This window comes from Streptomyces sp. NPDC049040 (assembly GCF_043197715.1).
Lineage (GTDB): Bacteria > Actinomycetota > Actinomycetes > Streptomycetales > Streptomycetaceae > Actinacidiphila.
The window spans coordinates 1-21,124 of record NZ_JBICTO010000017.1; the positions used below are offsets into that span (position 1 = coordinate 1).

Consider the following 21,124-nt stretch of genomic DNA (forward strand, 5'->3'; position numbering starts at 1 on the left):
TATCTGGCGTTGACTTTTGGCACGCTGTTGAGTTCTCAAGGAACGGAAGCTTCCTTCGAGACCGTTTCACCGGCCCCTCCGGGCTTTCCCTTCGTTGTGTTCCCGACTTTAGCAGAAGCTTTTCGGTCGGAATTACCAACCCCGTTTCGAACACACACGTTTCCGTGGGTCTCGTCGAGGCGGTCGTGCCAACCTACTGGACCGCTCTGCACGGAGCAAATCGGGGGTGGGGAACCGGACGAGCGTGCGGCCGGTACGCCTGGGGCGGAATCCCCACTTGACATGACTTAGGCTGCTGTCGCGGCTCGCCGTCCCGTGACAGGCTGTGACGGCGTATTTGATCTCCGCATCTAGGAGGCTTCCCCATGACGACCGTTTCGTCTCCCCTGGCCGGCCGGGCCATCGGGCTCGCGGCAGTGCCCGACCCGGTGTTCTCCGGGTCGATGGTGGGTCCCGGTACGGCCATCGACCCGGTGCGCGAGCCCGGTGAGGCGGTGTCTCCGGTCGACGGGGTGATCGTCTCCCTGCACCCGCACGCCTTCGTCGTCGTGGACGACGCCGGCCACGGTGTGCTGACCCATCTTGGCATCGACACCGTGCAGCTCAATGGCGAGGGCTTCGAACTGCTGGTGTCCAAGGGCGACACCGTGGCCCGCGGCCAGGCGGTCGTGCGCTGGGACCCGGCGGCCGTGGAGGAGGCGGGGAAGTCCCCGATCTGCCCGGTGGTCGCGCTGGAGGCCACAGCTGAGGCGTTGACGGAGCTGGTCGAGTCCGCCGATGTGGCGGCCGGCGACACCCTCTTCAGCTGGAAGTAGGGCCGGGACAGATGGAGACAACGCTGCAGGGCGTCGGTGTCAGCCACGGTGTGGCGATCGGCGAGGTACGGCACATGGGTACCGCTGTTCTCGAACCGCCCGCCAAGCAGATCGCGTCGGGGGACACCGTTCGTGAGCAGGGGCGGGCCCGGCAGGCGCTCGAGGCGGTGGCCGCCGACCTCAACGCCAGGGGCCACCTGGCCGGCGGTGAGGCGCAGGCGGTGCTCGAGGCCCAGTCGCTGATGGCGCTCGACCCGGAGCTGATGGCCGACGTCGAGCGCAGGGTCGCGGTGGGCAGTACGGCGGAGCGCGCCGTCTACGACGCCTTCGCCTCCTACCGGGCGTTGCTCGCCGGGGCCGGGGACTACCTGGCCGGGCGGGTCGCGGACCTCGATGACGTGCGCAACCGGATCGTGGCGCGGCTGCTGGGCGTGCCGATGCCGGGTGTGCCGGACAGCGACGAGCCGTATGTACTGATCGCGCGGGACCTGGCACCGGCGGACACGGCGCTGCTCGATCCGGCGCTCGTGCTGGGCTTCGTCACCGAGGAGGGCGGGCCGACGAGCCACAGCGCGATCCTGGCGCGGGCCTTGGGCGTGCCCGCGGTGGTGGCGCTGCCGGGCGCGGGTGAGCTGTCCGAGGGGACCGTGATCGCGGTGGACGGCAGCACGGGTGAGGTGTTCGTCGAGCCGAGTGCCGACAAGCGCGCGGCGCTCACCGAGGCGGCCGCCGAGCGCAAGGCTGCGCTGGCCGCGTCCTCGGGGCCCGGTGCGACGTCCGACGGGCACAAGGTGCCGCTGCTGGCGAACGTCGGCGGTCCCGCGGATGTACCTGCCGCGGTGGAGGCGGGTGCGGAGGGCGTGGGGCTCTTCCGTACCGAATTCCTCTTCCTGGACGACTCCGCGAACGCGCCGTCGGAGGAGAAGCAGGTCCAGGCGTACCGGCAGGTGCTGGAGGCCTTCCCCGGCGGCCGGGTCGTGGTGCGGGTGCTGGACGCGGGCGCCGACAAGCCGCTGGACTTCCTGACGCCTGCCGACGAGCCGAATCCCGCGCTGGGCGTGCGGGGACTGCGCTCACTGCTCGACCACCCGGAGGTGCTGACCACCCAGTTGCGGGCGCTGGCCACGGCGTCCGCCGGGCTGCCGGTGTACCTGGAGGTCATGGCGCCGATGGTGGCGGACCGGCAGGACGCGAAGGCCTTCGCCGACGCGTGCCGTGCGGCGGGGCTCTCGGCGAAGTTCGGCGCCATGGTGGAGATTCCGTCGGCCGCCCTGCGGGCCAGGTCGATTCTCCAGGAGGTGGAATTCCTCTCGCTCGGCACGAACGATCTTGCGCAGTACACCTTCGCAGCCGACCGGCAGGTGGGTGCGGTGGCCCGGCTGCAGGACCCGTGGCAGCCTGCGCTGCTCGACCTGGTCGCGCTGGCCGCCGAGGCGGCCAAGGCGGAGGGCAAGAGTTGCGGTGTGTGCGGTGAGGCGGCGGCGGATCCGCTGCTGGCCTGCGTGCTGACCGGTCTCGGTGTCACCAGCCTTTCGATGGGTGCGGCGTCGATTCCCTACGTGCGGGCGACACTGGCGAAGTACACGCTGGCGCAGTGCGAGCGTGCGGCGGCTGCCGCACGGGCGACCGACAGTGCGGACGAGGCGCGGCGGGCCGTGCAGGGCGTGCTGTCCGGCGAGTAGCAGGCGGGACCACCGGCCGCGGCCGGGCGGAAGGGCGCTTCACCTCCGGGTGGGGCGCCCTTCCCGGTCTGCGGGTCCTTCCTCCGTCATCTGCCGCCGGGCTCGTCTCCCGGGAGTGGGGGTGGCAGCGGGAAGCCCGCCCGGTAGCGCACTCCGGGTTCCGGTGGCACGGGGTCGCCGGTGCCGGGGTCGGTGCAGTAGGCGTTGAAGACCTCGGCTTCGGTGAGCGGGTGCGGTCCGTCGGGATGCAGGGACCAGCCGTGGACGGTGTCGGTCCCTTCGCTGTCGGTGGTGCGCAGGACGAGTCCGCCGGGCCTGGCGGTGAACCGGGCGGCGGCCATGACGGTGCAGAGCACGAGCGCCTCGTCGTCCGAGACGTGGATTTCGCCGTCGGGGTCGGCGACGACGCGGACGGCGGCCAGCAGCGGGTCCCCGTCGTCGGCGTGCAGGCTGCACACGAGGTGGTGGGCGCCGGGGCCCGCGGCTTCGACGATGCGCAGCAGGGTGTGCGAGGCGAGGTCGAACGCGCAGTGTGCGACGGGCTCTTGGCAGTCGGGGCACTGGCCGGCGGCGATGAGGATGTCACCGGCCCGGTCCCAGGTGGCGCGGCGGGCCGACTCCTCGGCGAGTCGGGTGCGCAGCAGGGCCAGGGGCTGGCGGGCGTAGCGGACGGCGGGCCCCGTGGTGCTGACCGCGGCGGTGTACTGGATCCGGGAGGCGGAGCTGTCCGGCGCCCGGCGGGTGTCGGCGCAGTGGTCGGCGAACCGCTCGGGGTCGAAGAGGGTGACCGCGACCGTGGTGCCCTGGGCGTCGAGGGAGCGCAGCAGCCCGTCCAGGTGGTGCAGATACAACCCGTAGTCACTGAAGGGGAAGCTCGGATATCCGGTCATGGCGGCGAAGTCGTGGTCGTCGAGCAGCATTCCGACGACGATGGGTGCTTCGCGGCGCAGGGCCCGGCGGTAGGCGGTGCGCCCTGGCGGGCGATTGCGGACGGAATATGGCGCTCTGCCACGGCGATTCCGACGTCGGCCGCGGGTGCGGGCGGCGTCGTGGTCGTGGGCGGTGCGGCCGTTCGCACCGCGGCCCGCGCTGCCGGAAGTGCTGCTCGTGCGTGTCATCTTTCCCCCTGTGCGTGGATCCGAGTGATCCCTCCTAGTCACTGACTGTAATCGGGGCCACTGACATCGGGGCCTCGGCGGCCGCGGGGCCGGGCCGGTCGAGGCGGCGCAGGACCATGTGGCGCTGGAGGAGTGCGGCTCCGGCGAGCAGGGCGCCGAGGCCGATCCATCCGGCGGGCCCCGCCGCGATCACGACGGAGGTGAGCAGCAGCGGGCCGACGCAGCGGGAGGTGGACTGCGCGAGGCCGTGCACGCCGACGTAGCTGCCCTGGGCGTGTGCGGGGGCGAGGCTGACGGAGAGCTCCCAGGAGACGGCGGACTGGATCATCTCCACCACGGTGAAGGCGATCGCGGCGGCGACGACGGCGACGGTCGCGGCCCACCGGGTGTGCAGGACGGCGACGGCGGTGGCCGCGCAGGAGAGCAGGAACCAGAGGGCGACCTGGCGCAGCGAGTTCGCGGCGACGCGCGGGGAGCTTCCGTAGCGGGCGAGGCGGACCTGGAGCAGGACGACGAGGACGGTGTTGACGACGAACACCGCGGCGGCCAGCCCGTGCGGGGCGGTGGTGCGGGTGACGATCCACAGCGGGAGGCCGACGGTCAGCGCGCAGCCGTAGAGGAACATCACCGAGTCCAGCGCGGCGTAGCCGAGGTAGCCGGCGTCGTGCCAGGGGCCGCTCGGGCGAGACGGTGTCGCGCGGGCGCCCGTCGAAGCGGCGGGGGCGGGGGGCTCGTCGGCGGTGCGGGCGACGACGGTCCTGGTCGCGGAGGGTGGTTCCGCGCAGCGCGCGACCAGCAGCGCGACCAGCACGAAGGAGAGGCTGTCGCCGAGGAGCAGCACCCGGTAGACGGTGGTGGTGCCCACGGCCAGGGCGGCGGAGGCGGCGAGGCCGCCGACGGTGTAGCCGAGGTTGACGACGGTGCGCTGGACGGCCTGGTAGCGGGCGCGGTCCTGGCCGGCGACGCGGGCGGCGAAGAGTTTGGTGAGGACGGAGGCGGAGCGTTCGCCGAGGCTGCCGAGCGCGACCAGGGGCAGGAGCTGCCAGAAGCCGTGGGCGAACAGCAGCAGCAGGCCGGAGGTGGCGCGTACCACCTGGACGGCCAGCAGGACGCGGGTGAGCGGCAGCCGGTCGGCGAGGCGGCCCGCGAGCGGCGCGCCCGCGATGCCGGCCACCCCGCCGAGGCCGAGCAGGAGGCCCGTGCTGCCGGTGTCGAGGCCCGCGACGACGACGAAGTACAGGGCGGTGACCGAGAGCCAGAGGCCGGAGCCGGTCTTGTCGACGAGGTTGATCCAGAGCATCCGCCGCCCGTCGGGGCCGCCGGGTATCTCCGGGATCCTCAGCGCCTGCTGTACCCGCTGTGTCATCGGTGCCCCCTGCACGGCATCACGTCCTTGGTTCCGCGGTCGTGTGCGGTCGTGCGCACTTGCCCGCAATTTTGTATTGATACATAATGTCTTCTGTGGCGACACAATATGCGATCCAAGGTGCGACTGCCAGGGAAATCTCCGCTTCGGCCGAACGCGCGGTCACCGACGGCCTGTTGCGGCCGGGAGAGGCGCTGCCGCCGGTGCGCACCCTGGCCGACGCGCTGGGGGTGAGCCCGGGGACGGTGGCGACGGCGTACAAGGAGCTGCGGCGGCGCGGGATCGTGGTGACCAGGGGGCGCGGCGGCACGGTGGTGGCCCCGGCGCCCGCGGTGGCCTCGCGGCGGCCGCCTCGGGTGCCGGGCGGGCTGCGGGACCTGGCGGGCGGCCACCCCGATCCGGCCTTCCTGCCCGACCTCGTGCCGCCGGGCCGGCTCTCGCCCGGCGCGCGCTCACACCGGGCGTCGCCCCGGCTGGCGGAGTTGGAGGAGCTGTCCCGTGCGTGGTTCGCGCGGGACGGGGTGCCGGACGAGCGGGTGACCTTCGCGCACGGCGCACTGGACTGCATCTCGCGGCTGCTGGCGGTGGAGCTGCGGCCCGGCGACGCGGTGGCGGTGGAGGACCCGGGCTTCCACCATCTGCTCGACCTCGTACCGGCGTTGGGGCTGCGCACGGTCGCGGTGCCGGTGGACGACGAGGGGATGCGCCCCGAAGGCCTGCGGTCGGCGCTGCGGGCCGGGGTGCGGGCGGTGGTGCTCTGCCCGCGGGCGCAGAATCCGTACGGCTCCCGGGTGTCGGCAGCCCGCAGGCAGGGGCTGCTCGCGGTGCTCGCGGAGGCGCCCGAGGTGCTGGTGGTGGAGGACGACCACAGCGCGGACACCGCGGGGGGTCCGCTGCACTCGCTCGTGACCGCGGGCGCGGACGGCCCTTCGCGGTGGGCGCACATCCGCACCGTCTCCAAGCACCTGGGGACCGACCTGCGCTGGACGGCGCTGGCGTGCGACGCGACCACGCTGGCCCGGCACGACGGGCGGCTGCTGCTGACCTCGGGGTGGATCAGCCATGTGCTGCAGGAGACGGTGGTACGGCTGATGCGCGATCCGGCCACAAGCGCGCTGGTGGCGGCCGCGGCGACGGCGTACGAGGAGCGGCGCGAGGCGCTGATCGGGGCGCTCGGCGGGCACGGGATCGAGGCGCGCGGGGTCAGCGGGCTCAACGTGTGGGTTCCGGTGCGGGACGAGTCGGCGGTGGTCAACGGGCTGCGGTCGCACGGCTGGTGGGTGGCCGGCGGTGCCCGTTTCAGGATCGGCGCCGCGCCCGGCGTGCGGATCACCACCGCGGACCTCGACGTCGCGGAGGCGGCCCGACTGGCGGGCGACTTCGCCGCGGTGCAGGCCGAATCCCTGCACACCTACGGAGGTTGACGGGGCGTCAGGGGCGGACGTGATGGATGTCGGCACTCTTGACGTGGGTGGCGCGGGTCAAGTATCCAGTGTCCGGGGGGCATTGGTACAGACCAACTGGGAGTCCGGTATGCGAAGATCCCTCATTCTCCTGCTCGCGCTCTTCGGCACGCTCCTCCTCTTCCTCGTCCCCACCGCCTCCGCGGCGGGCGGCGCCGGTGCCGCCTTCACCAAGACCTCCGACTGGGGCAGCGGCTACCAGGGCCAGTACACGATCACCAACGGCGGTACGACCACGCTCGGTTCGTGGAAGGTCGAGTTCGACCTGCCCGCCGGCAGCAGCGTCGGCAGCTACTGGGACGCGCTGCTCACCCAGAGCGGTACGCATTACACCTTCACCAACCGCGACTACAACGGCTCGATCGCGCCCGGCGCGTCCGCGGCCTTCGGCTGGGTCGGCGCGGGCAGCGGCGTGCCGGCCAACTGCAAGCTGAACGGCGGCTCCTGCGCACCTGGCGGCAGCACCGGCGGGAGCACGGCGGGCAGCAGCACCGGCACCACGAGCGGCACGACCAGCGGCACCAGCACCGGCACGACCTCCGGCACCACGAGCGGCACGACCGCGGGCACCACCACCGGCGGCAGCACCGGCGGCACCAACCCCGGCACCGGCACCGTCCGCACCGCGCCCTACGTGGACATGGGCGCGTGGCCCACCCCCAGCCTCACCGCGATGTCGCAGGGCGGCGGGATCAAGAGCTTCACGCTCGGCTTCGTCACATCGGCCGGCTGCAAGGCGAGCTGGTTCAACGCCTATGACCCGCGGCAGGCGTGGGCCAAGGACCAGATCGACGCGATCAGGGCCGCGGGCGGCGACGTGAAGGTGTCCTTCGGCGGCGCCAGCGGCATCGAACTCGCCCAGGCCTGCCCGTCGGTGGACGCCCTCACCACCGAGTACGCGGCCGTCGTGGACGCCTACCGGCTCAGCTACGTGGACTTCGACATCGAGGGGTCGGCGGTCGCAGAGCCCGCGTCCATCGCCCTGCGCTCCCAGGCGATGGCCAGGCTCCAGCAGACCCACCCGAACCTGCGGATCTCGCTGACCCTGCCGGTGCTGCCCGAGGGCCTGACCTCGGACGGCCTGAACGTCGTCAGCTCCGCCAAGAACGCGGGAGTGAACCTCGACCTGGTCAACCTGATGGCCATGGACTACTACCGCAGCACCGACTACGGCGACGCGGCGGTCCAGGCCGCGACCGCCACGCAGGCGCAGCTCAAGTCGCTCCTCGGCAAGTCCGACGCGCAGGCGTGGGCGATGCTCGGGGTGACCCCGATGCTCGGCCAGAACGACGACGGGCACGTCTACGACCAGTCCGACGCCCGCCAGCTCGTCTCCTTCGCCCAGGGCAAGCACCTGGGCATGCTGTCGTTCTGGGAGGAGGGCAGGGACGCCAACGCGTGCAGCGGCGCACTCTACAAGTGCACCAACATCGCGCAGGCGCCCTACGACTTCTCGAAGATCTTCGCCGGCTACAAGGGCTGACCTCCCGCGGGAGCTTCTACGGGCGGCCCGCGGCGCGTTCCGCGCCCAGCCGCTCGTAGAAGCGCAGCACCTCGAGGTCGTCCACGGAACCGGGGTTGACGGCCTTGCCCAGCGCGGTCCCCTGGAGCAGCCGCTTGACCGGGACCTCGATCCGCTTGCCCGTGAGGGTGTGCGGGACGCCGGGCACCGCGATGATCTCGTCCGGCACGTGGCGCGGCGACAGCTGCGCGCGGATCGCGGCGGTGACCCGGTCGCGCAGCGCGTCGTCCAGCTCCTCCCCCTCGGCGAGCCGCACGAACAGCGGCATCCAGTAGCCTCCGTCCGGCTCCTCGATGCCGATGACCAGCGATTCGCGGATCTCCGGCAGGCGTTCGACGACCTCGTAGATGTCGGCGGAACCCATCCTCACCCCCTGCCGGTTGAGCGTGGAGTCCGATCGGCCGTGGATGACCACGGTGCCGCGCGAGGTGAGGGTGATCCAGTCGCCGTGCCGCCACACCCCGGGGAACATCTCGAAGTAGCTCTCCCGGTAGCGGGCGCCGTCCGGGTCGTTCCAGAAGCGCACCGGCATCGACGGCAGCGGGTTGGCGACGACCAGCTCGCCGACCTCGTCGACCACCGGCCTGCCCTGGGCGTCCCAGGCCTGGAGGTCGGTGCCGAGACAGGCGGCCTGCAGCTCGCCGACGTGCACCGGGAGGGTCGGGACACCGCCGGCGAAGCAGCTGCACACATCGGTGCCGCCGCTGACCGAGGCGATCCAGAGGTCCTCGGCGACCTCGTCGTGCAGCCAGCGGAAGCCGTCGGGCGGCAGCGGCGAGCCGGTGGTGGCGACACAGCTCACCCGTGACAGGTCGAAGTCGCGGCCGGGGTGCACCTCCGCCTTGCGGCAGGCGATGACGTAGGCGGCCGAGGTGCCGAAGACGGTGGTCCCGGTCTGCTCCGCGACCCGCCACTGCGCTTCGATCGCCGGATATCCGGGGCTGCCGTCGTAGAGGACCACGGTGGCGCCGACCAGCAGGCCTGACACCAGGAAGTTCCACATCATCCAGCCGGTGGAGGTGTACCAGAAGAAGCGGTCGTCGGGGCCGAGGTCGAGGTGCAGACCCGTCTGCTTGAGGTGTTCCAGCAGGATGCCGCCCTGGGACTGGACGATCGCCTTGGGCAGTCCCGTGGTGCCGGACGAGTACAGCACCCACAGCGGGTGGTCGAACGGCACCTGCTCGTAGAGGGGTTGCGGGTCGTCGGCGACCAGGTCGCGCCATTCCAGGGCGCCTTCGGGAGCCGGGGTGCCCAGCAGCGGGATGTGCACGGTCGCGCGCAGCGACGGCAGCCCGGCCCTGGTCTCGGCGACGACGCCGGCCCTGTCGTGCTCCTTGCCGCCGTAGCGGTAGCCGTCGACGGTGAACAGCACCACGGGTTCGACCTGCCGGAAGCGGTCGAGGACGCTGCGGGCGCCGAAGTCGGGGGCGCAGGAGGTCCACACGCCCCCGACCGCGGCGGTGGCGAGCAGGGCGACCGCTGCCTGCGGGATGTTCGGCAGGTAGCCGCTGACCCGGTCGCCGGGTGTGACACCGAGCCGGCGCAGGGCCGCGGCGAGCGAGGCGACCTGCCGGGAGAGCTCGGCCCAGCTGAGGATGCCGGTCTCCATGCGCTCGTCGACGTACAGCACCGCGGGCAGGTCGGCACGTGCGGTGTCCAGGGCGGGACGCAGCGCGTGCTCGGCGTAGTTGACGGTCGCGCCGGGGAACCAGCGGGCACCCGGCATCGCGTCGTCGGCCAGGACGGTCTCGGAGGAGGTGCCGAAGCGTACGTCGTACCACTCGGTGAGGGCCCGCCAGAAGGTGCCGTTCTCGCGCACCGACCAGTCGTGCAAGGCCGCGTAGCCGCCCTGCGGGTCGTCGGGCAGCACGCCGGGGGCGCCGTGCCGGTCGTGCGCCCACTGCTGGAAGCGGGTCACCGACGCGCGCGCGACGCGTTCGGGCCCCGGCGTCCACAGGGGTTCCGGCGCTCGGTCTGCTTCGGTTCTGCTGGTCATGGGGCGGCTCCAGGACGGTCCACGGCACGGCTGGTCAGGACGATGCCATGTGATCGTCCGGCGCGCCATGGGGGGTACCGACAGGTAGGAGTGCCGCGAAGTGTCCGCGCGGACCGCACCTGAAGGTGAACACCGGCTGAACGGGCGGCGCGGGGTGCGCCGGTGATGGAAAGGTGGAGGTCATGGACGCTCGGGACCTGCTGCGGTCGATACGGATGGCGGGTTCCGCCCAGGGATGGCGTACGACCAGGTCGGCCTGGCGGCGGGAGCGCACCGACGCACGGGACCTGCCGCGGCGGGGAGCGGAGCGGGCCCGGGTGCCGGGGGCGGCGCTCGCGGCGGAGCCGATGCCCGGAGGCGGCACGATCCGCTTCGCCCGCTCGGTGCTGCGGGTGAGGGTCGGCGTCGGCGGCGCCGTCTTCTGCGGCTGGGACGGCGCGGAGCCCGAGCCGTCGTACGCGGTGGCGGCCACGCCGAAATGGGGTTCGCCGCGGGAGCGGCAGGCCGGCGGCTGCCCTGAGGCGGACCTGCGGGCACTGCTCGAACCGGACACCGATGGCTGGCGGGTGGTGTCGGAGCGGGTGACGGTGCGGATCTCGCGGCACGGCGCGGTGGAGATCCGCACGCCGGGCGGCAGGCTGCTGCGCCGCGAGCTGCCGCCGCGCTGGTGGGACCCGGCCGCCGGCGCAGAGGAGGGCCGCGGCGCCGCACGCTGGGTGCAGCGGTCCGAGACGCCTGCGGACGCGCGGGTCTACGGTCTGGGCGGCCGGGCGGCGGGTCCACGGCTGGCGGCGGGCGCCTACCGGCTGTGGAACACCGACCCGGGAGGCTCCTTCGGACCGGGCGACGACCCGCTGTACATCACCATGCCGGTGCAGCTGGTCGTCGCCGACGCCGGCTGCCACCTGGTCTTCCACGACAACACCTGGGACGGCAGGATCACCCTGCGGGACGGCGAGGAGGGCGCGGGGTCGGGGCACGACCGGCCGGGCGGCTGCGAGGTGCGGATGGACGGCGGCCCGCTGCGCTACTGGGTGATCACCGGTACGCCGTCCCGGGTACTGGCCGGCTGGACCGCGCTGACCGGCCGGCCCACCGTGCCGCCGCGCTGGGCGCTGGGCCCGCACCATTCGCGGTGGGGCTTCGGCAGCGAGCGGGAGGTGCGCAGGGTCGTGGCCGGCTACCGCAAGCGCGGGCTGCCGCTGTCGGCGCTGCACCTGGACATCGACCACCTCGACGGCCACCGTGTCTTCACCGCGGACCCCGGGCGCTTCCCCGACCTGCCGGGCCTGGCCAGGGAACTGGCCGGGCAGGGGGTGCGCCTGGTGTCGATCGTCGACCCCGCGGTGAAGGCGGAACCGGGTCTCGCGGCCTACGACGGCGGCCGGGCGGTGGACGGATTCGTGAAGGACGCGCGGGGCCGCGAGGTGCGGGGCGTGGTGTGGCCGGGCGAGGCGGTCTTCCCCGACTTCACCGACCCCCGGGTGCGCCGGTGGTGGGGCGGCCTCTACGCCGAGCGGCTCGCGCAGGGCTTCGCCGGGGTGTGGCACGACATGAACGAGCCGGTGTCCTTCGCGGCCTTCGGCGACCCCAGCCTGCCGCGCTCGGCCCGGCACGCGCTCGACGGCCGCGGCGGCGACCACCGCGAGGCGCACAACGTCTACGGGCTGACGATGGCCCGCGCCGGTTACGAGGGCCTGTCGGAACTGCGGCCCGACCAGCGCCCCTTCCTCTTCTCCCGGTCGGGCTGGGCCGGCATGCAGCGCTACGGGGGCACCTGGTCGGGTGACGTGGCCACCGGCTGGGAGGGGTTGCGCGCCTCACTGGCGCTCGTGCTGGGGCTCGGCCTGTGCGGGGTGCCGTACTCGGGTCCCGACGTGGGCGGTTTCACCGGGTCGCCGTCACCCGAGCTGTATCTGCGCTGGTTCCAGCTGGGCGCGTATCTGCCCTTCTTCCGCACCCACTCGGCGATCGACGCGGGGCGCCGCGAGCCGTGGGAGTTCGGGCCCGAGGTTCTTGAGCACGCCAGGACGGCCCTTGCCGAGCGGACCAGGCTGCTGCCGTACCTGGACACCCTCGCGCATGTCGCGCACCGCACCGGGGCGCCCTACGTGCGGCCCCTGTGGTGGAATTCGCCCGGCGACCGGGCGCTGCGGGAGTGCGGTGACGCCTTCCTGCTGGGCGATTCGCTGCTGGTCGCACCGGTACTGGAGCCGGGTGCGACAACGCGGGGGATACGGCTGCCGCGCGGGCTGTGGTACGACACCGCGACCGGCGAGCCGCACCGCGGGCGGGCGCACGTGCTGCTCGACGCGCCGCTCGGCCGGATCCCGGTGCTGGCGAGGGCGGGCTCGGTGCTGCCGGTCGCGGGCGACGACGGCAGCACGGAACTCGAGGTGTGGACGCCGCGGAAGGGGAGGACCGGCGGCGGTGTGGTCTTCACCGGCGACCCCGAGGGCTGGGGAAAGCCGCGGATGGAGCGCTTCGTGTCGCGGTGGGCGAACGGCGAGGTGGTCGTCGAGCGGGACGGCGGCGCGGCGCCCGCCTACACGGTACGGGTGCGCGGCGCCGGGTCGTAGCCGCCGGCGAACCAGCGGCGGGCCGCCAGGGTGTGCAGCGGGAAGCCCAGCTCCTGCGGGGTGTGCAGGAGCTGGTGGCCCTCGGTCTCGTCGGTCGGTACCGACGGCGGCAGTTCGCCGGCGTCGCGGGGTGGCAGCAGGCCGAACAGCAGCAGGAAGCCGCCGGCTTCGTCGGTGAGGGCGTCGGCGAGCACCACGTCCGACGCGTCGGCGGGGATGCCGGTCTCCTCGGCCAGTTCCCTGGTGACGGCGTGCTCCCAGCTCTCGCCGTGGTCGACGAACCCGCCCGGCAGCGCCAGCCGGCCACGGCTGGGCTCGATGGTGCGGCGGATGACGACAAGGCCGGTGCCCTGCGGGCCGACGACCGGGAGCAGGGCCACGGCGACCGGCAGCGGGTTGCGGTAGGCGATGGTGCCGCACACCGGGCAGCGGCGCGGCCAGCCGGCGCCGGCCGGATACGGCGACCCGCACGAGGAGCAGTGCGAATTCCGCACCGGGGGCGCCACCGGGGGTGTCGCCGGTGTCGTCTGAGGCGTCGTCGGGAACTGGGCATCGGCAGCGGACACGCCCGGACTGTATCCGATCACCTGTCGCGGCACCCCCAGGACCTGATAGGCCATGGGGATGCCGAAACTCAACTCTCTACTGCGAGCACTCGTCCTGCCCCTCGCCACACTGGTCGCGGTCGCCGCCGGCGGCCCGGCCCAGGCGCGGTCGGGCGGTCCTGGGCACCGGGAGCCGAAGGCGCCCACCGGGTTCGTCGCGCTGCGGGACGTGGATCCGACGATCGTCCAGGAGATGCGGTATTTCACCCCGCACAACTTCACCGGGGCGCCGATCGACGGCTACCGCGCACCGATGTGCATCCTGACCAGGGCTGCCGCCGAGGGGCTGCACCGGGCGCAGGTGCGGCTGCTGCGCACCGGGTACACCCTCAAGGTCTACGACTGCTACCGGCCGCAGCGCGCCGTCGACACCTTCGTCAGCTGGGCGGAGGACCTGGACGACACCAGGATGAAGGCGGAGTTCTACCCCCAGGTCGACAAGACCCGCCTGTTCGCGGACGGTTACATCGCCGCGAAATCCGGGCACAGCCGCGGCAGCACCACGGACCTCACGATCGTCCCGCTGCCGGCCAGGCCCACCCGCCCCTACCGGCCCGGTGAGCCGCTCACCCCGTGCTACGGCCCGAAGGACCAGCGCTTCCCCGACAACTCCCTGGACATGGGCACCGGTTTCGACTGCTTCGACACCCTCGCCCACACCCTCGATCCACGCGTCCAAGGGGTGCAGCACGCCAACCGGATGCTGCTGATGAACGCCATGGAGGCGCAAGGCTTCACCAACCTCCCCGAGGAGTGGTGGCACTACACGCTCAGCGCGGAGCCCTTCCCCGACACGTACTTCGACTTCCCCGTGGACCGGCGGTCCCTGACCCGCTGACGGGTGGGCCCGGAGGACTCCAGCAGCACCGGCGCCCCCAGCAGTGACCCGATCGCCTCGCTCCACAGGCGCGGGTCGCTGCCCGGGGTGTCCCACAGCGCGGGCGTCGCGCGCAGCAGCCGCCCGGTCAGTTCCGCCTGCCGCGCCAGGTCGCCCGGCGGTCCGGCCGGCAGCCTTTCGACCAGGGCGCCGTCGATGCCGTACGCGCGGCAGATCCGCAGGCCGCGGCAGCGGCGGGGGGCGTCGAGATGGGTGACGGCCAGGGCGTCCACTCCCCCGCAGACCTCGGCCGCGTAAGCGTGCGCGACCGCGTCGAAGTGGCCGACGCGGAAGGCACCTTGCCAGCGTCCGTGACCGTTGTGCGGTTCGGGCAGCGGCGCGGTCAGCTCGGGGTCCTCGGTGACCAGCGGCCCGGGACCGTGGCGGGTGGTGTAGGTGCGCAGCACACCGAGCCGCAGCCCCTCGCCGGCGGCGCCGGCCTCGTCCAGCAGCGTTTCGGCGTTGCCGAAGGTGGTGGTCGACCAGGTGGTGTACGGGTGGAAGCCGTGCCACTCGTCGAGCAGGACGCCCTGGGCGCCCTCGAAGACCAGCGGCCCGCGTGCGGCCAGTTCGCGCAGCCGGTCTTCGCCGGTGAGCCGCACGGCGCGGCCGAAGGCGGTGTACGCCTCGGCGCACGCCTCGACCGGCGGCGCGGCCAGCGGGCCCAGCTCGTCGGTGAGCCGGTCCCGCAGCAGCCGCAGCAGGCGCAGCAGCCGGGGGCGGGACGCGCAGTCGCCCGCGGTCGGTGCGTCGCCCGGGTGGGCCAGCGCGTAGCGGGTGGTCTCCCCCACGCCCATCCCGCACGAGCCGTGCCTGGCCGCGCCCCTGGCCTGCTCACGCAGCCGGCCCGCGGCCGCGTGGTAGGGCGTGGTCAGCGCGGCGGCCCGGTCGACGCCGAGCAGTGCGTACGGGTCGGGCACGCCGAGTGCGCGCAGGTGGTCAGCCTCAGCCGCCAGCGCGAGCGGGTCGACCGCGGTGAAGCGGGACAGCTGGGTGGGGACGCCGCGCAGGGTGCCGGAGCCGAACTGGGCGAAGGTGTGGTGGCGGCCGTCGGCGGTGACGACATTGTGGGCCGCCTGCGCGCCGCCGTTGAAGCGGACGACCGCGGCGACACCGCCATCCCGGCAGAGCCGGTCGACGGTGGCGCCCTTGCCCGCGTCGCCGAACCCGAGGTCGACGACGAGGGTGTGCCGCTGCGTCCGGCCCTGCCGGGCCTGGGGGTTGCCCATCACCGGTCCGACAGCGCCCGCGCGACCGAGTCCACCGCCGTGGAGCCGACGTCGGCCAGGTCGGCGAGCCCGGTGGCCAGGTCGATGGCCTCCTCGCCGAGCCCGACGGTCAGGGCGATGGTCTCGCAGACCGCGTCGAGGTCGTCGAGTTCGATGACGTTCTGGCCCAGCAGGCGCCGCCACAGGGTGAGGACCTCGGGGTTGCCCGCGTACGAGGCGCCGGCCGGGAGGATGTAGTGGACGTGGTACTTGCGCTTGAGCTCGGCGAGTATGTCCTGGACGGGGATGTCGTGCCGGATCGTCTCGCCGAGCACGGCGCGCACCTCCCGGGCCTTGACCTTGCCGTAGGGCATCTCGTCGCCTATGAGGAAGAGGTAGCCGCGCCGCCCGCGCTTCTCGTGGCAGTCGAGGGCGGTGTGCCGGGCCATGGCGTACAGGGCGAGTTCGTAGGACTCGGTCATCTGGCCGCCGCCTCCGCCCTCCAGCAGGATGTTGCCGAGGTCGTCGTCCATCCGGTTGTCCGACTCGAACTGGCCGAGTTGGAGCGGGACCCGGTCGCAGGTCGCGTCGCCGACCGCGCCGAAGAGGATCTGCGGATCCTGGACGTAGCCCTTGCGCAGCAGCAGGCCGAACAGGTCGGGCAGCTTGGTCTGCAGGGTGCGCGGGACGCCGCCCATGGAGCCGGTGACGTCGAAGAGGACGGCCAGGGCGAGGGAGTTCGGGTGCTCGTCGGAGTCGCGGCTCTCGCGGACGGTCAGGCCGTGCGGGTCGAGCGACTGGTGCGCGCGCCAGGTGTGGCGCGGCGCGGTGTGCCTGACGTGGTCGCTGTAGGCGAAGGCGTCGGTGCCGGCCGCCGCCCGGTAGCGCGCGGCGGCGTCGTAGACGTTGGTGGACCAGCTTCCGCTGCCCATGGTGATCCCCCTGGTGGTGAGTGGTGAGTGGTGAGTGTGGTGAGTGAGGTGCGGTGCGGTGTGTGCCTGGTCACGCCGGGCGGGTGGCCGGCATCGTGAAGGGCCGGAAGGTGCGCGGCCCGTAGAGCCGTTCCAGCACCTCGTCGAGTTCGGCGAGCAGCCGCCAGCCGTCCTGCGGGCGCCGGTGCTGCTCGGGCAGGGTGCAGCCGCGCAGGAAAGCGCGCAGCGGCGGCGGTGTCAGGTCACCGATCAGCCGGGCGACGCAGCGCGACGCGAGGTGGATGTCGGTGGCAGGGGTCGCGGGCAGGTGGGCCGTCATCTCTGCCGGGTAGTCGCCCGCGTGCCGGTGCAGCAGCACCGGGACATCGGTGCCGGTCGCCGTGGCGTGACACCAGTCGACCAGCACCAGGCCGTGCATCTCGGGGTGGATCAGCACGTGTTCGGGGAAAACCGCGCCGTGGACAAGACCGGCGCGGTGCGCCCAGCCCAGCGCGGTGAGCAGCCGCCGCCACATCCATGCGGCGTCCCGCGGGTCGAGCCCGCCGGGGTGGGCGGCGGCGACATCGGCGAGGGTGTGGAAGCCGTCGAGCGGTGCGAGGGCGTTCACCACGTGCTCGGTGCCGTCGTCGTGCCGCCGCCTGAAGCTCTCGATGAGCGTGGGGGCGTAGGCGCGGTGCCGTGCCTCGCCGACCGTGCGCAGCCGGGTGAGCACGGCGGCCTCGTGTTCGATCAGGTCGTTGTCCCGCGGCCTGCGGGGGATCTTGAGCACGGCCTTGCGGCGCTCGCCGCCCTCGTCGTAGCGGGCGCTGCGCACGGTGGCGAGGCCGCCTTCCGCGAGCACGGGGCCGAGCAGGTAGGTGTGGCGGGGGCCGGTGACGGTCTCCTGCCCCGCCCGCGCCTCCCAGGCCGCGGTGAGCCGGGCGAAGGCGACGGCGGCCCGCCCGGCACGCGCCGCGGGCGCTGTGTCGGGGTGCAGCACGAGGGCGAGCCTGCGGTAGTGCCGGGCGGCCTCGTGCGGGTCGGCGGGGAAGCCGTCGGCCAGTGCGGCGACGGCGTCGTCGAAGTCGGCGGGGCCGGCGGGTCGGTTGCCTGCGGCGGTCATCGCACCCCCGCCTCGCGGTCGGGGCGCAGCAGCGCCGGGTGCAGCAGCCGGGCGTCGCCGGCCCGGTAGAGGCGGGCGCGCGGCCCGCCCCGGCTGCCGGGCCGGGAGTCGGTCTCGCCGGTGGACTCCACGAAGCCGGGTACGGACAGCACCTTGCGGTGGAAGTTGCCGGCGTGCAGCGGCGAGCCCCACACCGTCTCGTAGACCGCACGCAGTTCGGTGATGGTGAAGGTCTCGTCGAGGAAGGCGGTGGCCAGCGGGGTGTACTCGATCTTCGCCCTGGCCCGTTCGAGGCCGTCGGCGAGGATGCGGGCGTGGTCGAAGGCGAGCCCGCCACCGTGATCGGTACGGGGCCGGCGGCCGGTACCACCCCCGTAGGTTCCGGTCCGCCGACCCTGCTCGAAGGGACGCGGACGTACCGCATCCGGTTGCCCGTCCGGTGATATTGCCTCGTCCGGTGATACCGCCTCGACCGGCAGCCAGGCCGCCCCCGATGCGTCGCCGCCCGGCTGCGCGTCCGGCAGGCCCGGCGCGAAGGCGAGGTAGGCCACCGAGACGACGTGCATCCGCGGGTCGCGCCGCGGGCTGCCGTAGGACCCCAGCTGTTCGAGGTGGACCCTGCCGAGCGCGGCGGCGTCCAGCCCCGTCTCCTCCGCAAGTTCGCGGGCCGCCGCCTCGTCGAGCGATTCGCGGCCGGCTCTGACGAAGCCGCCGGGCAGCGCCCAACTGCCGGCAAATGGCGGTCCGCCGCGCTCCACGGCGAGCACCTGGAGCCGGCCCGCGCGCAGCGTCAGCGCCACCACGTCCACGGTGACGGCGATCGGGTCGAAGGCGCGCGGGTCGTAACCGGCCAGGAAGTCCCGCTCCGCCTGTGTGCCGTCCGGCTCCGCCATTCCCGCCACTCCCCTCGCCACCTGTCGTCGCCCATCATTCTCACTGTGAGTCTTTCTCGCTGCGAGAAGAACGTAGCACGGACTGCAGGGCGCGTCCACGGCGGAGCGGGAACATTCCGTGCCGCACGACCGCTTGACGCTCCGTCACCTCGGGGCAACACTTCCGGCAGTGCGGCGCCGGTCGGCGGGAGGGGGATGCGCACACCGGGGATCCGCGCGCCCATTCCCGACACGGTCGTCACCGACCGGGCAAGGGAGCGTGACATGAGCGACACCGGTCCGACCCATGTGGCCGCGATCGACCAGGGCACCACCTCCACCCGCTGCCTGATCTTCGACGCGGCGGGCCGGATCGTCGCGTCGGACCGGCGCGAGCACCGGCAGATCCTGCCCCGGCCCGGGTGGGTCGAGCACGACGCCACCGAGATCTGGGCGAAGGTCCAGGCCGTGGCGTCGGGCGCGCTGGCAAAGGCAGGACTGCGCCCCGACCAGCTGACCGCCCTCGGCATCGCCAACCAGCGCGAGACCGTGGTGCTGTGGGACCGCTCCACCGGCCGCCCCGTGCACAACGCCGTGGTCTGGCAGGACACCCGCACCGCGGCGCTGTGCGCCGAACTCGGCGGCACCTACGGGCAGGACCGCTTCCGCGACACCACGGGACTGCCGCTCGCGCCCTACTTCTCCGGGCCGAAGATCGCCTGGCTGCTCGACCACGTGCCGGGCCTGCGGCACCGTGCGGAGCACGGCGAGATCGCCTTCGGCACCATCGACTCCTGGCTGATCTGGAACCTCACCGGAGGCACCGCGGGCGGTGTCCACGTCACCGACGTCAGCAACGCCTCACGCACCCTGCTGATGGATCTGCACACCCTGGACTGGGATCCGGCGATCCTCGCCGCCATGGACATCCCCGAGTCCGTCCTGCCGCGGATCCGCCCCTCGGCCGAGGTCTACGGCATCGCGACCGGACGGCTGGCGGGCGTACCCGTGGCGGCCGCGCTCGGCGACCAGCAGGCGGCGCTGTTCGGGCAGACCTGCTTCGACCTCGGCGAGGCCAAGAACACCTACGGCCCGGGCAGTTTCCTGCTGCTCAACACCGGCGAGCGCCCGGTGCCGTCCGCCTGCGGCCTGCTCACCACGGTCGCCCACCAGCTGGGCGGCGAGCGGCCCGTCTACTGCCTCGAAGGCTCCATCGCGATCACCGGGGCGCTGGTGGAGTGGCTGCGGGACCGGCTGGGGGTGATCCGCTCTGTCGACGAGATCGAACCGCTGGCCGCGAGCGTGCCAGACAACGGCGGCGCCTACGTCGTACCCGCCTTCTCCGGCCTGTTCGCGCCCTACTGGCGGTCCGACGCGCGCGGCGTGGTCACCGGCCTGACCGCCTACGTCACCAAGGCGCACCTGGCCAGGGCGGTCCTCGAGGCGACCAGCTGGCAGACCCGCGAGGTGGTCGACGCCATGCAGCAGGACTCCGGGGTACGGATCGGCGAGCTGCGGGTGGACGGCGGGATGACGGTCAACGGGCTGCTGATGCAGCACCAGGCCGATGTGCTGGGAGTACCGGTGATCCGGCCTGTGGTCGCCGAGACCACCGGCCTCGGCGCCGCCTACGCGGCCGGTCTCGCCACCGGCGTGTGGGACGGCACCGACACGCTCAGGGCGCACTGGCGGGAGGACACCCGCTGGAAGCCGTCGATGACCGGCGCGGTGCGCGTACGCGAACACCGGCGCTGGAAGAAGGCCGTGGAGCGCAGCTTCGGCTGGCTCGACGACGAACCCGCGGAACCCGTGGCCCAGGGTGGATGATCCGGCGCGGGACGGACGGCTGCCAGGTGGCCCGGCGGCAGCCGTACGGCCGCCACCTGACGGCTGTCAGGTGGCGGCCGGCGCGCGGCGGCCGGCCGCCACCGCCGCCGCGTGCTCGACCACCGTGATCAGCACCTGCTTGGCCGACTCGCGCTTCCTCGCGTCGCACAGCACCACCGGCACGTCCGGGTCGAGGTCCAGTGCCTCGGTGACGACGGCCGGGGCGTGCTGATGGGCACCGTCGAAGCAGTTCACCGCGACCGTGAACGGGATGCCGCGCCGCTCGAAGTAGTCGACCGCGGCGAAGCAGTCCTGCAGCCGCCGGGTGTCGGCGAGCACCACCGCGCCCAGCGCGCCCTGCGCCAACTCGTCCCACAGGAACCAGAAGCGGTCCTGCCCCGGGGTGCCGAACAGGTAGAGCACCAGGTCCTCGCGCAGCGTGATCCGGCCGAAGTCCATCGCCACTGTGGTGGTCCGCTTGCCCTCCACCCCCGCCAGGTCGTCGACCGGGCGACCCACCTCGCTCAGCGCCTCCTCGGTCCGCAGTGGCCGGATCTCGCTGACCGCGCCGACCAGGGTCGTCTTGCCGACCCCGAAACCGCCGGCGACCAGCAGCTTGAGCGCGACCGGATCCGCGGCGGAAGGCTGGCGGCGGCGCTCGGCGTGGTCGATGGCCATGATTCTTCTACTTCCCTGCTGAGATGGGGACTTGGTGGGGATGGCACGCGGTACGGGCAGCCTAGCGGGCACTACAGCGCCCGCAGGCCGTTGATGACTTCGCGCAGAATGCTCTCGTCCGGCAACTCTGCCGGCGGCACCGGCTGGTGGACGGTGGCATGCCCCCCCTCCAGCAGGTCGCCGATGAGCACCCGGACCACACCGACCGGCAGGTCGAGGTCGGCGGCGAGTTCCGCCACCGAGACCGCCTGCAACCGGCAGCGCTCGACGATGTCCAGATGCTCCGGCGACAGGGTGCGGTCGTCGTCGACATCTGCGTCCGCGTCGTCGGACTGTGCGATCACCAGGGCGATCAGGTCGAGCTTCGCCTCGGCCGCGTGGCTCGTACGCCCGCGGGTCATCGCGTAGGGCCTTACCACCGGCCCTGCCGCGTCGTCGTACCACCGGTCCGATTCAGACGTCATGTCACCCTGTCACCCCGT

The 21,124-nt window shown here is 73.1% G+C and carries 17 protein-coding genes; 7 read left to right on the forward strand and 10 right to left on the reverse strand.

Translation table 11 applies throughout. From position 1 onward, the window contains the following. Positions 1-365: 365 nt before the first annotated feature. Positions 366-815, forward strand: a complete 450-nt coding sequence (locus ACGFMP_RS29900) for a PTS glucose transporter subunit IIA (protein ID WP_393676204.1) — start codon at positions 366-368, stop codon at positions 813-815. A gap of 11 nt (positions 816-826) precedes the next feature. Further along, positions 827-2,497: a phosphoenolpyruvate--protein phosphotransferase gene (gene ptsP / locus ACGFMP_RS29905; RefSeq protein ID WP_393676206.1), complete on the forward strand. Its 1,671-nt coding sequence runs from the start codon at positions 827-829 to the stop codon at positions 2,495-2,497. Positions 2,498-2,583: 86 nt separating this feature from the next. On the opposite strand, the gene ACGFMP_RS29910 is transcribed toward ptsP, so the two are convergent. Further along, positions 2,584-3,417, reverse strand: coding sequence for a hypothetical protein (locus ACGFMP_RS29910; RefSeq protein WP_393676207.1), 834 nt, complete (start codon positions 3,415-3,417; stop codon positions 2,584-2,586). 232 nt (positions 3,418-3,649) lie between these two features. Further along, complete coding sequence (locus ACGFMP_RS29915) at positions 3,650-4,981, reverse strand: MFS transporter (protein WP_393676209.1); 1,332 nt, start codon at positions 4,979-4,981, stop codon at positions 3,650-3,652. A gap of 95 nt (positions 4,982-5,076) precedes the next feature. Between ACGFMP_RS29915 and ACGFMP_RS29920 the strand changes: the two genes are divergently transcribed. Next, a complete protein-coding gene (locus tag ACGFMP_RS29920) occupies positions 5,077-6,405 on the forward strand; it encodes an aminotransferase class I/II-fold pyridoxal phosphate-dependent enzyme (RefSeq protein WP_393676211.1) in 1,329 nt (442 codons plus the stop codon). 109 nt (positions 6,406-6,514) lie between these two features. Then, positions 6,515-7,927: a cellulose binding domain-containing protein gene (locus ACGFMP_RS29925; RefSeq protein WP_393676213.1), complete on the forward strand. Its 1,413-nt coding sequence runs from the start codon at positions 6,515-6,517 to the stop codon at positions 7,925-7,927. A 16-nt stretch (positions 7,928-7,943) separates the two neighbouring features. Here ACGFMP_RS29925 and ACGFMP_RS29930 read toward each other — a convergent pair whose 3' ends face one another. Beyond that, a complete protein-coding gene (locus ACGFMP_RS29930; RefSeq protein WP_393676214.1) occupies positions 7,944-9,962 on the reverse strand; it encodes an acetoacetate--CoA ligase in 2,019 nt (672 codons plus the stop codon). Positions 9,963-10,144: 182 nt separating this feature from the next. On the opposite strand from ACGFMP_RS29930, the gene ACGFMP_RS29935 reads away from it, so the two are divergent. Beyond that, on the forward strand, positions 10,145-12,541 hold the full coding sequence (locus ACGFMP_RS29935) for a glycoside hydrolase family 31 protein (RefSeq protein ID WP_393676216.1): 2,397 nt from the start codon (positions 10,145-10,147) through the stop codon (positions 12,539-12,541). Here the strand turns inward: ACGFMP_RS29935 and ACGFMP_RS29940 are convergent. Then, the gene (locus tag ACGFMP_RS29940) at positions 12,508-13,047 is read right to left on the reverse strand and encodes an NUDIX domain-containing protein (RefSeq protein ID WP_393676391.1); all 540 of its coding nucleotides are present in this window, start codon (positions 13,045-13,047) and stop codon (positions 12,508-12,510) included. The genes ACGFMP_RS29935 and ACGFMP_RS29940 overlap by 34 nt on opposite strands. 118 nt (positions 13,048-13,165) lie before the next feature. Between ACGFMP_RS29940 and ACGFMP_RS29945 the strand changes: the two genes are divergently transcribed. Beyond that, a complete protein-coding gene (locus ACGFMP_RS29945) occupies positions 13,166-13,984 on the forward strand; it encodes a M15 family metallopeptidase (protein WP_393676218.1) in 819 nt (272 codons plus the stop codon). On the opposite strand, the gene ACGFMP_RS29950 is transcribed toward ACGFMP_RS29945, so the two are convergent. From ACGFMP_RS29950 to ACGFMP_RS29965, 4 genes are all read right to left on the reverse strand, one after another. Then, positions 13,909-15,252: an adenylosuccinate synthetase gene (locus ACGFMP_RS29950; protein WP_393676220.1), complete on the reverse strand. Its 1,344-nt coding sequence runs from the start codon at positions 15,250-15,252 to the stop codon at positions 13,909-13,911. The genes ACGFMP_RS29945 and ACGFMP_RS29950 overlap by 76 nt on opposite strands. After that, positions 15,252-16,163 (reverse strand): hypothetical protein, encoded by a 912-nt coding sequence (locus ACGFMP_RS29955; RefSeq protein WP_393676222.1) that lies wholly within the window; start codon positions 16,161-16,163, stop codon positions 15,252-15,254. Before ACGFMP_RS29955 ends, ACGFMP_RS29950 begins: the two co-directional genes overlap by 1 nt. Before the next feature lie 70 nt (positions 16,164-16,233). Next, a complete protein-coding gene (locus ACGFMP_RS29960) occupies positions 16,234-17,265 on the reverse strand; it encodes a molecular chaperone DnaJ (RefSeq protein ID WP_393676224.1) in 1,032 nt (343 codons plus the stop codon). Next, positions 17,262-18,158, reverse strand: coding sequence for an NUDIX domain-containing protein (locus ACGFMP_RS29965; protein ID WP_393676226.1), 897 nt, complete (start codon positions 18,156-18,158; stop codon positions 17,262-17,264). Before ACGFMP_RS29965 ends, ACGFMP_RS29960 begins: the two co-directional genes overlap by 4 nt. 264 nt (positions 18,159-18,422) lie before the next feature. On the opposite strand from ACGFMP_RS29965, the gene glpK reads away from it, so the two are divergent. Further along, positions 18,423-19,964, forward strand: coding sequence for a glycerol kinase GlpK (gene glpK / locus ACGFMP_RS29970; protein ID WP_393676228.1), 1,542 nt, complete (start codon positions 18,423-18,425; stop codon positions 19,962-19,964). 66 nt (positions 19,965-20,030) lie between these two features. On the opposite strand, the gene ACGFMP_RS29975 is transcribed toward glpK, so the two are convergent. Further along, the gene (locus ACGFMP_RS29975) at positions 20,031-20,642 is read right to left on the reverse strand and encodes an ATP/GTP-binding protein (protein WP_393676230.1); all 612 of its coding nucleotides are present in this window, start codon (positions 20,640-20,642) and stop codon (positions 20,031-20,033) included. 71 nt (positions 20,643-20,713) lie between these two features. Then, positions 20,714-21,106, reverse strand: coding sequence for a DUF742 domain-containing protein (locus tag ACGFMP_RS29980; protein WP_393676232.1), 393 nt, complete (start codon positions 21,104-21,106; stop codon positions 20,714-20,716). Between the last annotated feature and the right edge of the window lie 18 nt (positions 21,107-21,124).

What these genes read in the sequence shown, in the direction of transcription:
- ACGFMP_RS29925 (WP_393676213.1), top strand. Translation starts at nt 6,515, where the DNA reads ATGCGAAGATCCCTCATTCTCCTGCTCGCGCTCTTCGGCACGCTCCTC.
- ACGFMP_RS29945 (WP_393676218.1), top strand. Translation starts at nt 13,166, where the DNA reads ATGCCGAAACTCAACTCTCTACTGCGAGCACTCGTCCTGCCCCTCGCC.
- ACGFMP_RS29980 (WP_393676232.1), bottom strand. Translation starts at nt 21,106, where the DNA reads ATGACGTCTGAATCGGACCGGTGGTACGACGACGCGGCAGGGCCGGTG.
- ACGFMP_RS29955 (WP_393676222.1), bottom strand. Translation starts at nt 16,163, where the DNA reads ATGGGCAGCGGAAGCTGGTCCACCAACGTCTACGACGCCGCCGCGCGC.
- ACGFMP_RS29950 (WP_393676220.1), bottom strand. Translation starts at nt 15,252, where the DNA reads ATGGGCAACCCCCAGGCCCGGCAGGGCCGGACGCAGCGGCACACCCTC.
- ACGFMP_RS29960 (WP_393676224.1), bottom strand. Translation starts at nt 17,265, where the DNA reads ATGACCGCCGCAGGCAACCGACCCGCCGGCCCCGCCGACTTCGACGAC.
- ACGFMP_RS29900 (WP_393676204.1), top strand. Translation starts at nt 366, where the DNA reads ATGACGACCGTTTCGTCTCCCCTGGCCGGCCGGGCCATCGGGCTCGCG.
- glpK (WP_393676228.1), top strand. Translation starts at nt 18,423, where the DNA reads ATGAGCGACACCGGTCCGACCCATGTGGCCGCGATCGACCAGGGCACC.
- ACGFMP_RS29935 (WP_393676216.1), top strand. Translation starts at nt 10,145, where the DNA reads ATGGACGCTCGGGACCTGCTGCGGTCGATACGGATGGCGGGTTCCGCC.
- ACGFMP_RS29910 (WP_393676207.1), bottom strand. Translation starts at nt 3,417, where the DNA reads ATGCTGCTCGACGACCACGACTTCGCCGCCATGACCGGATATCCGAGC.
- ptsP (WP_393676206.1), top strand. Translation starts at nt 827, where the DNA reads ATGGAGACAACGCTGCAGGGCGTCGGTGTCAGCCACGGTGTGGCGATC.
- ACGFMP_RS29915 (WP_393676209.1), bottom strand. Translation starts at nt 4,981, where the DNA reads ATGACACAGCGGGTACAGCAGGCGCTGAGGATCCCGGAGATACCCGGC.
- ACGFMP_RS29965 (WP_393676226.1), bottom strand. Translation starts at nt 18,158, where the DNA reads ATGGCGGAGCCGGACGGCACACAGGCGGAGCGGGACTTCCTGGCCGGT.
- ACGFMP_RS29975 (WP_393676230.1), bottom strand. Translation starts at nt 20,642, where the DNA reads ATGGCCATCGACCACGCCGAGCGCCGCCGCCAGCCTTCCGCCGCGGAT.
- ACGFMP_RS29930 (WP_393676214.1), bottom strand. Translation starts at nt 9,962, where the DNA reads ATGACCAGCAGAACCGAAGCAGACCGAGCGCCGGAACCCCTGTGGACG.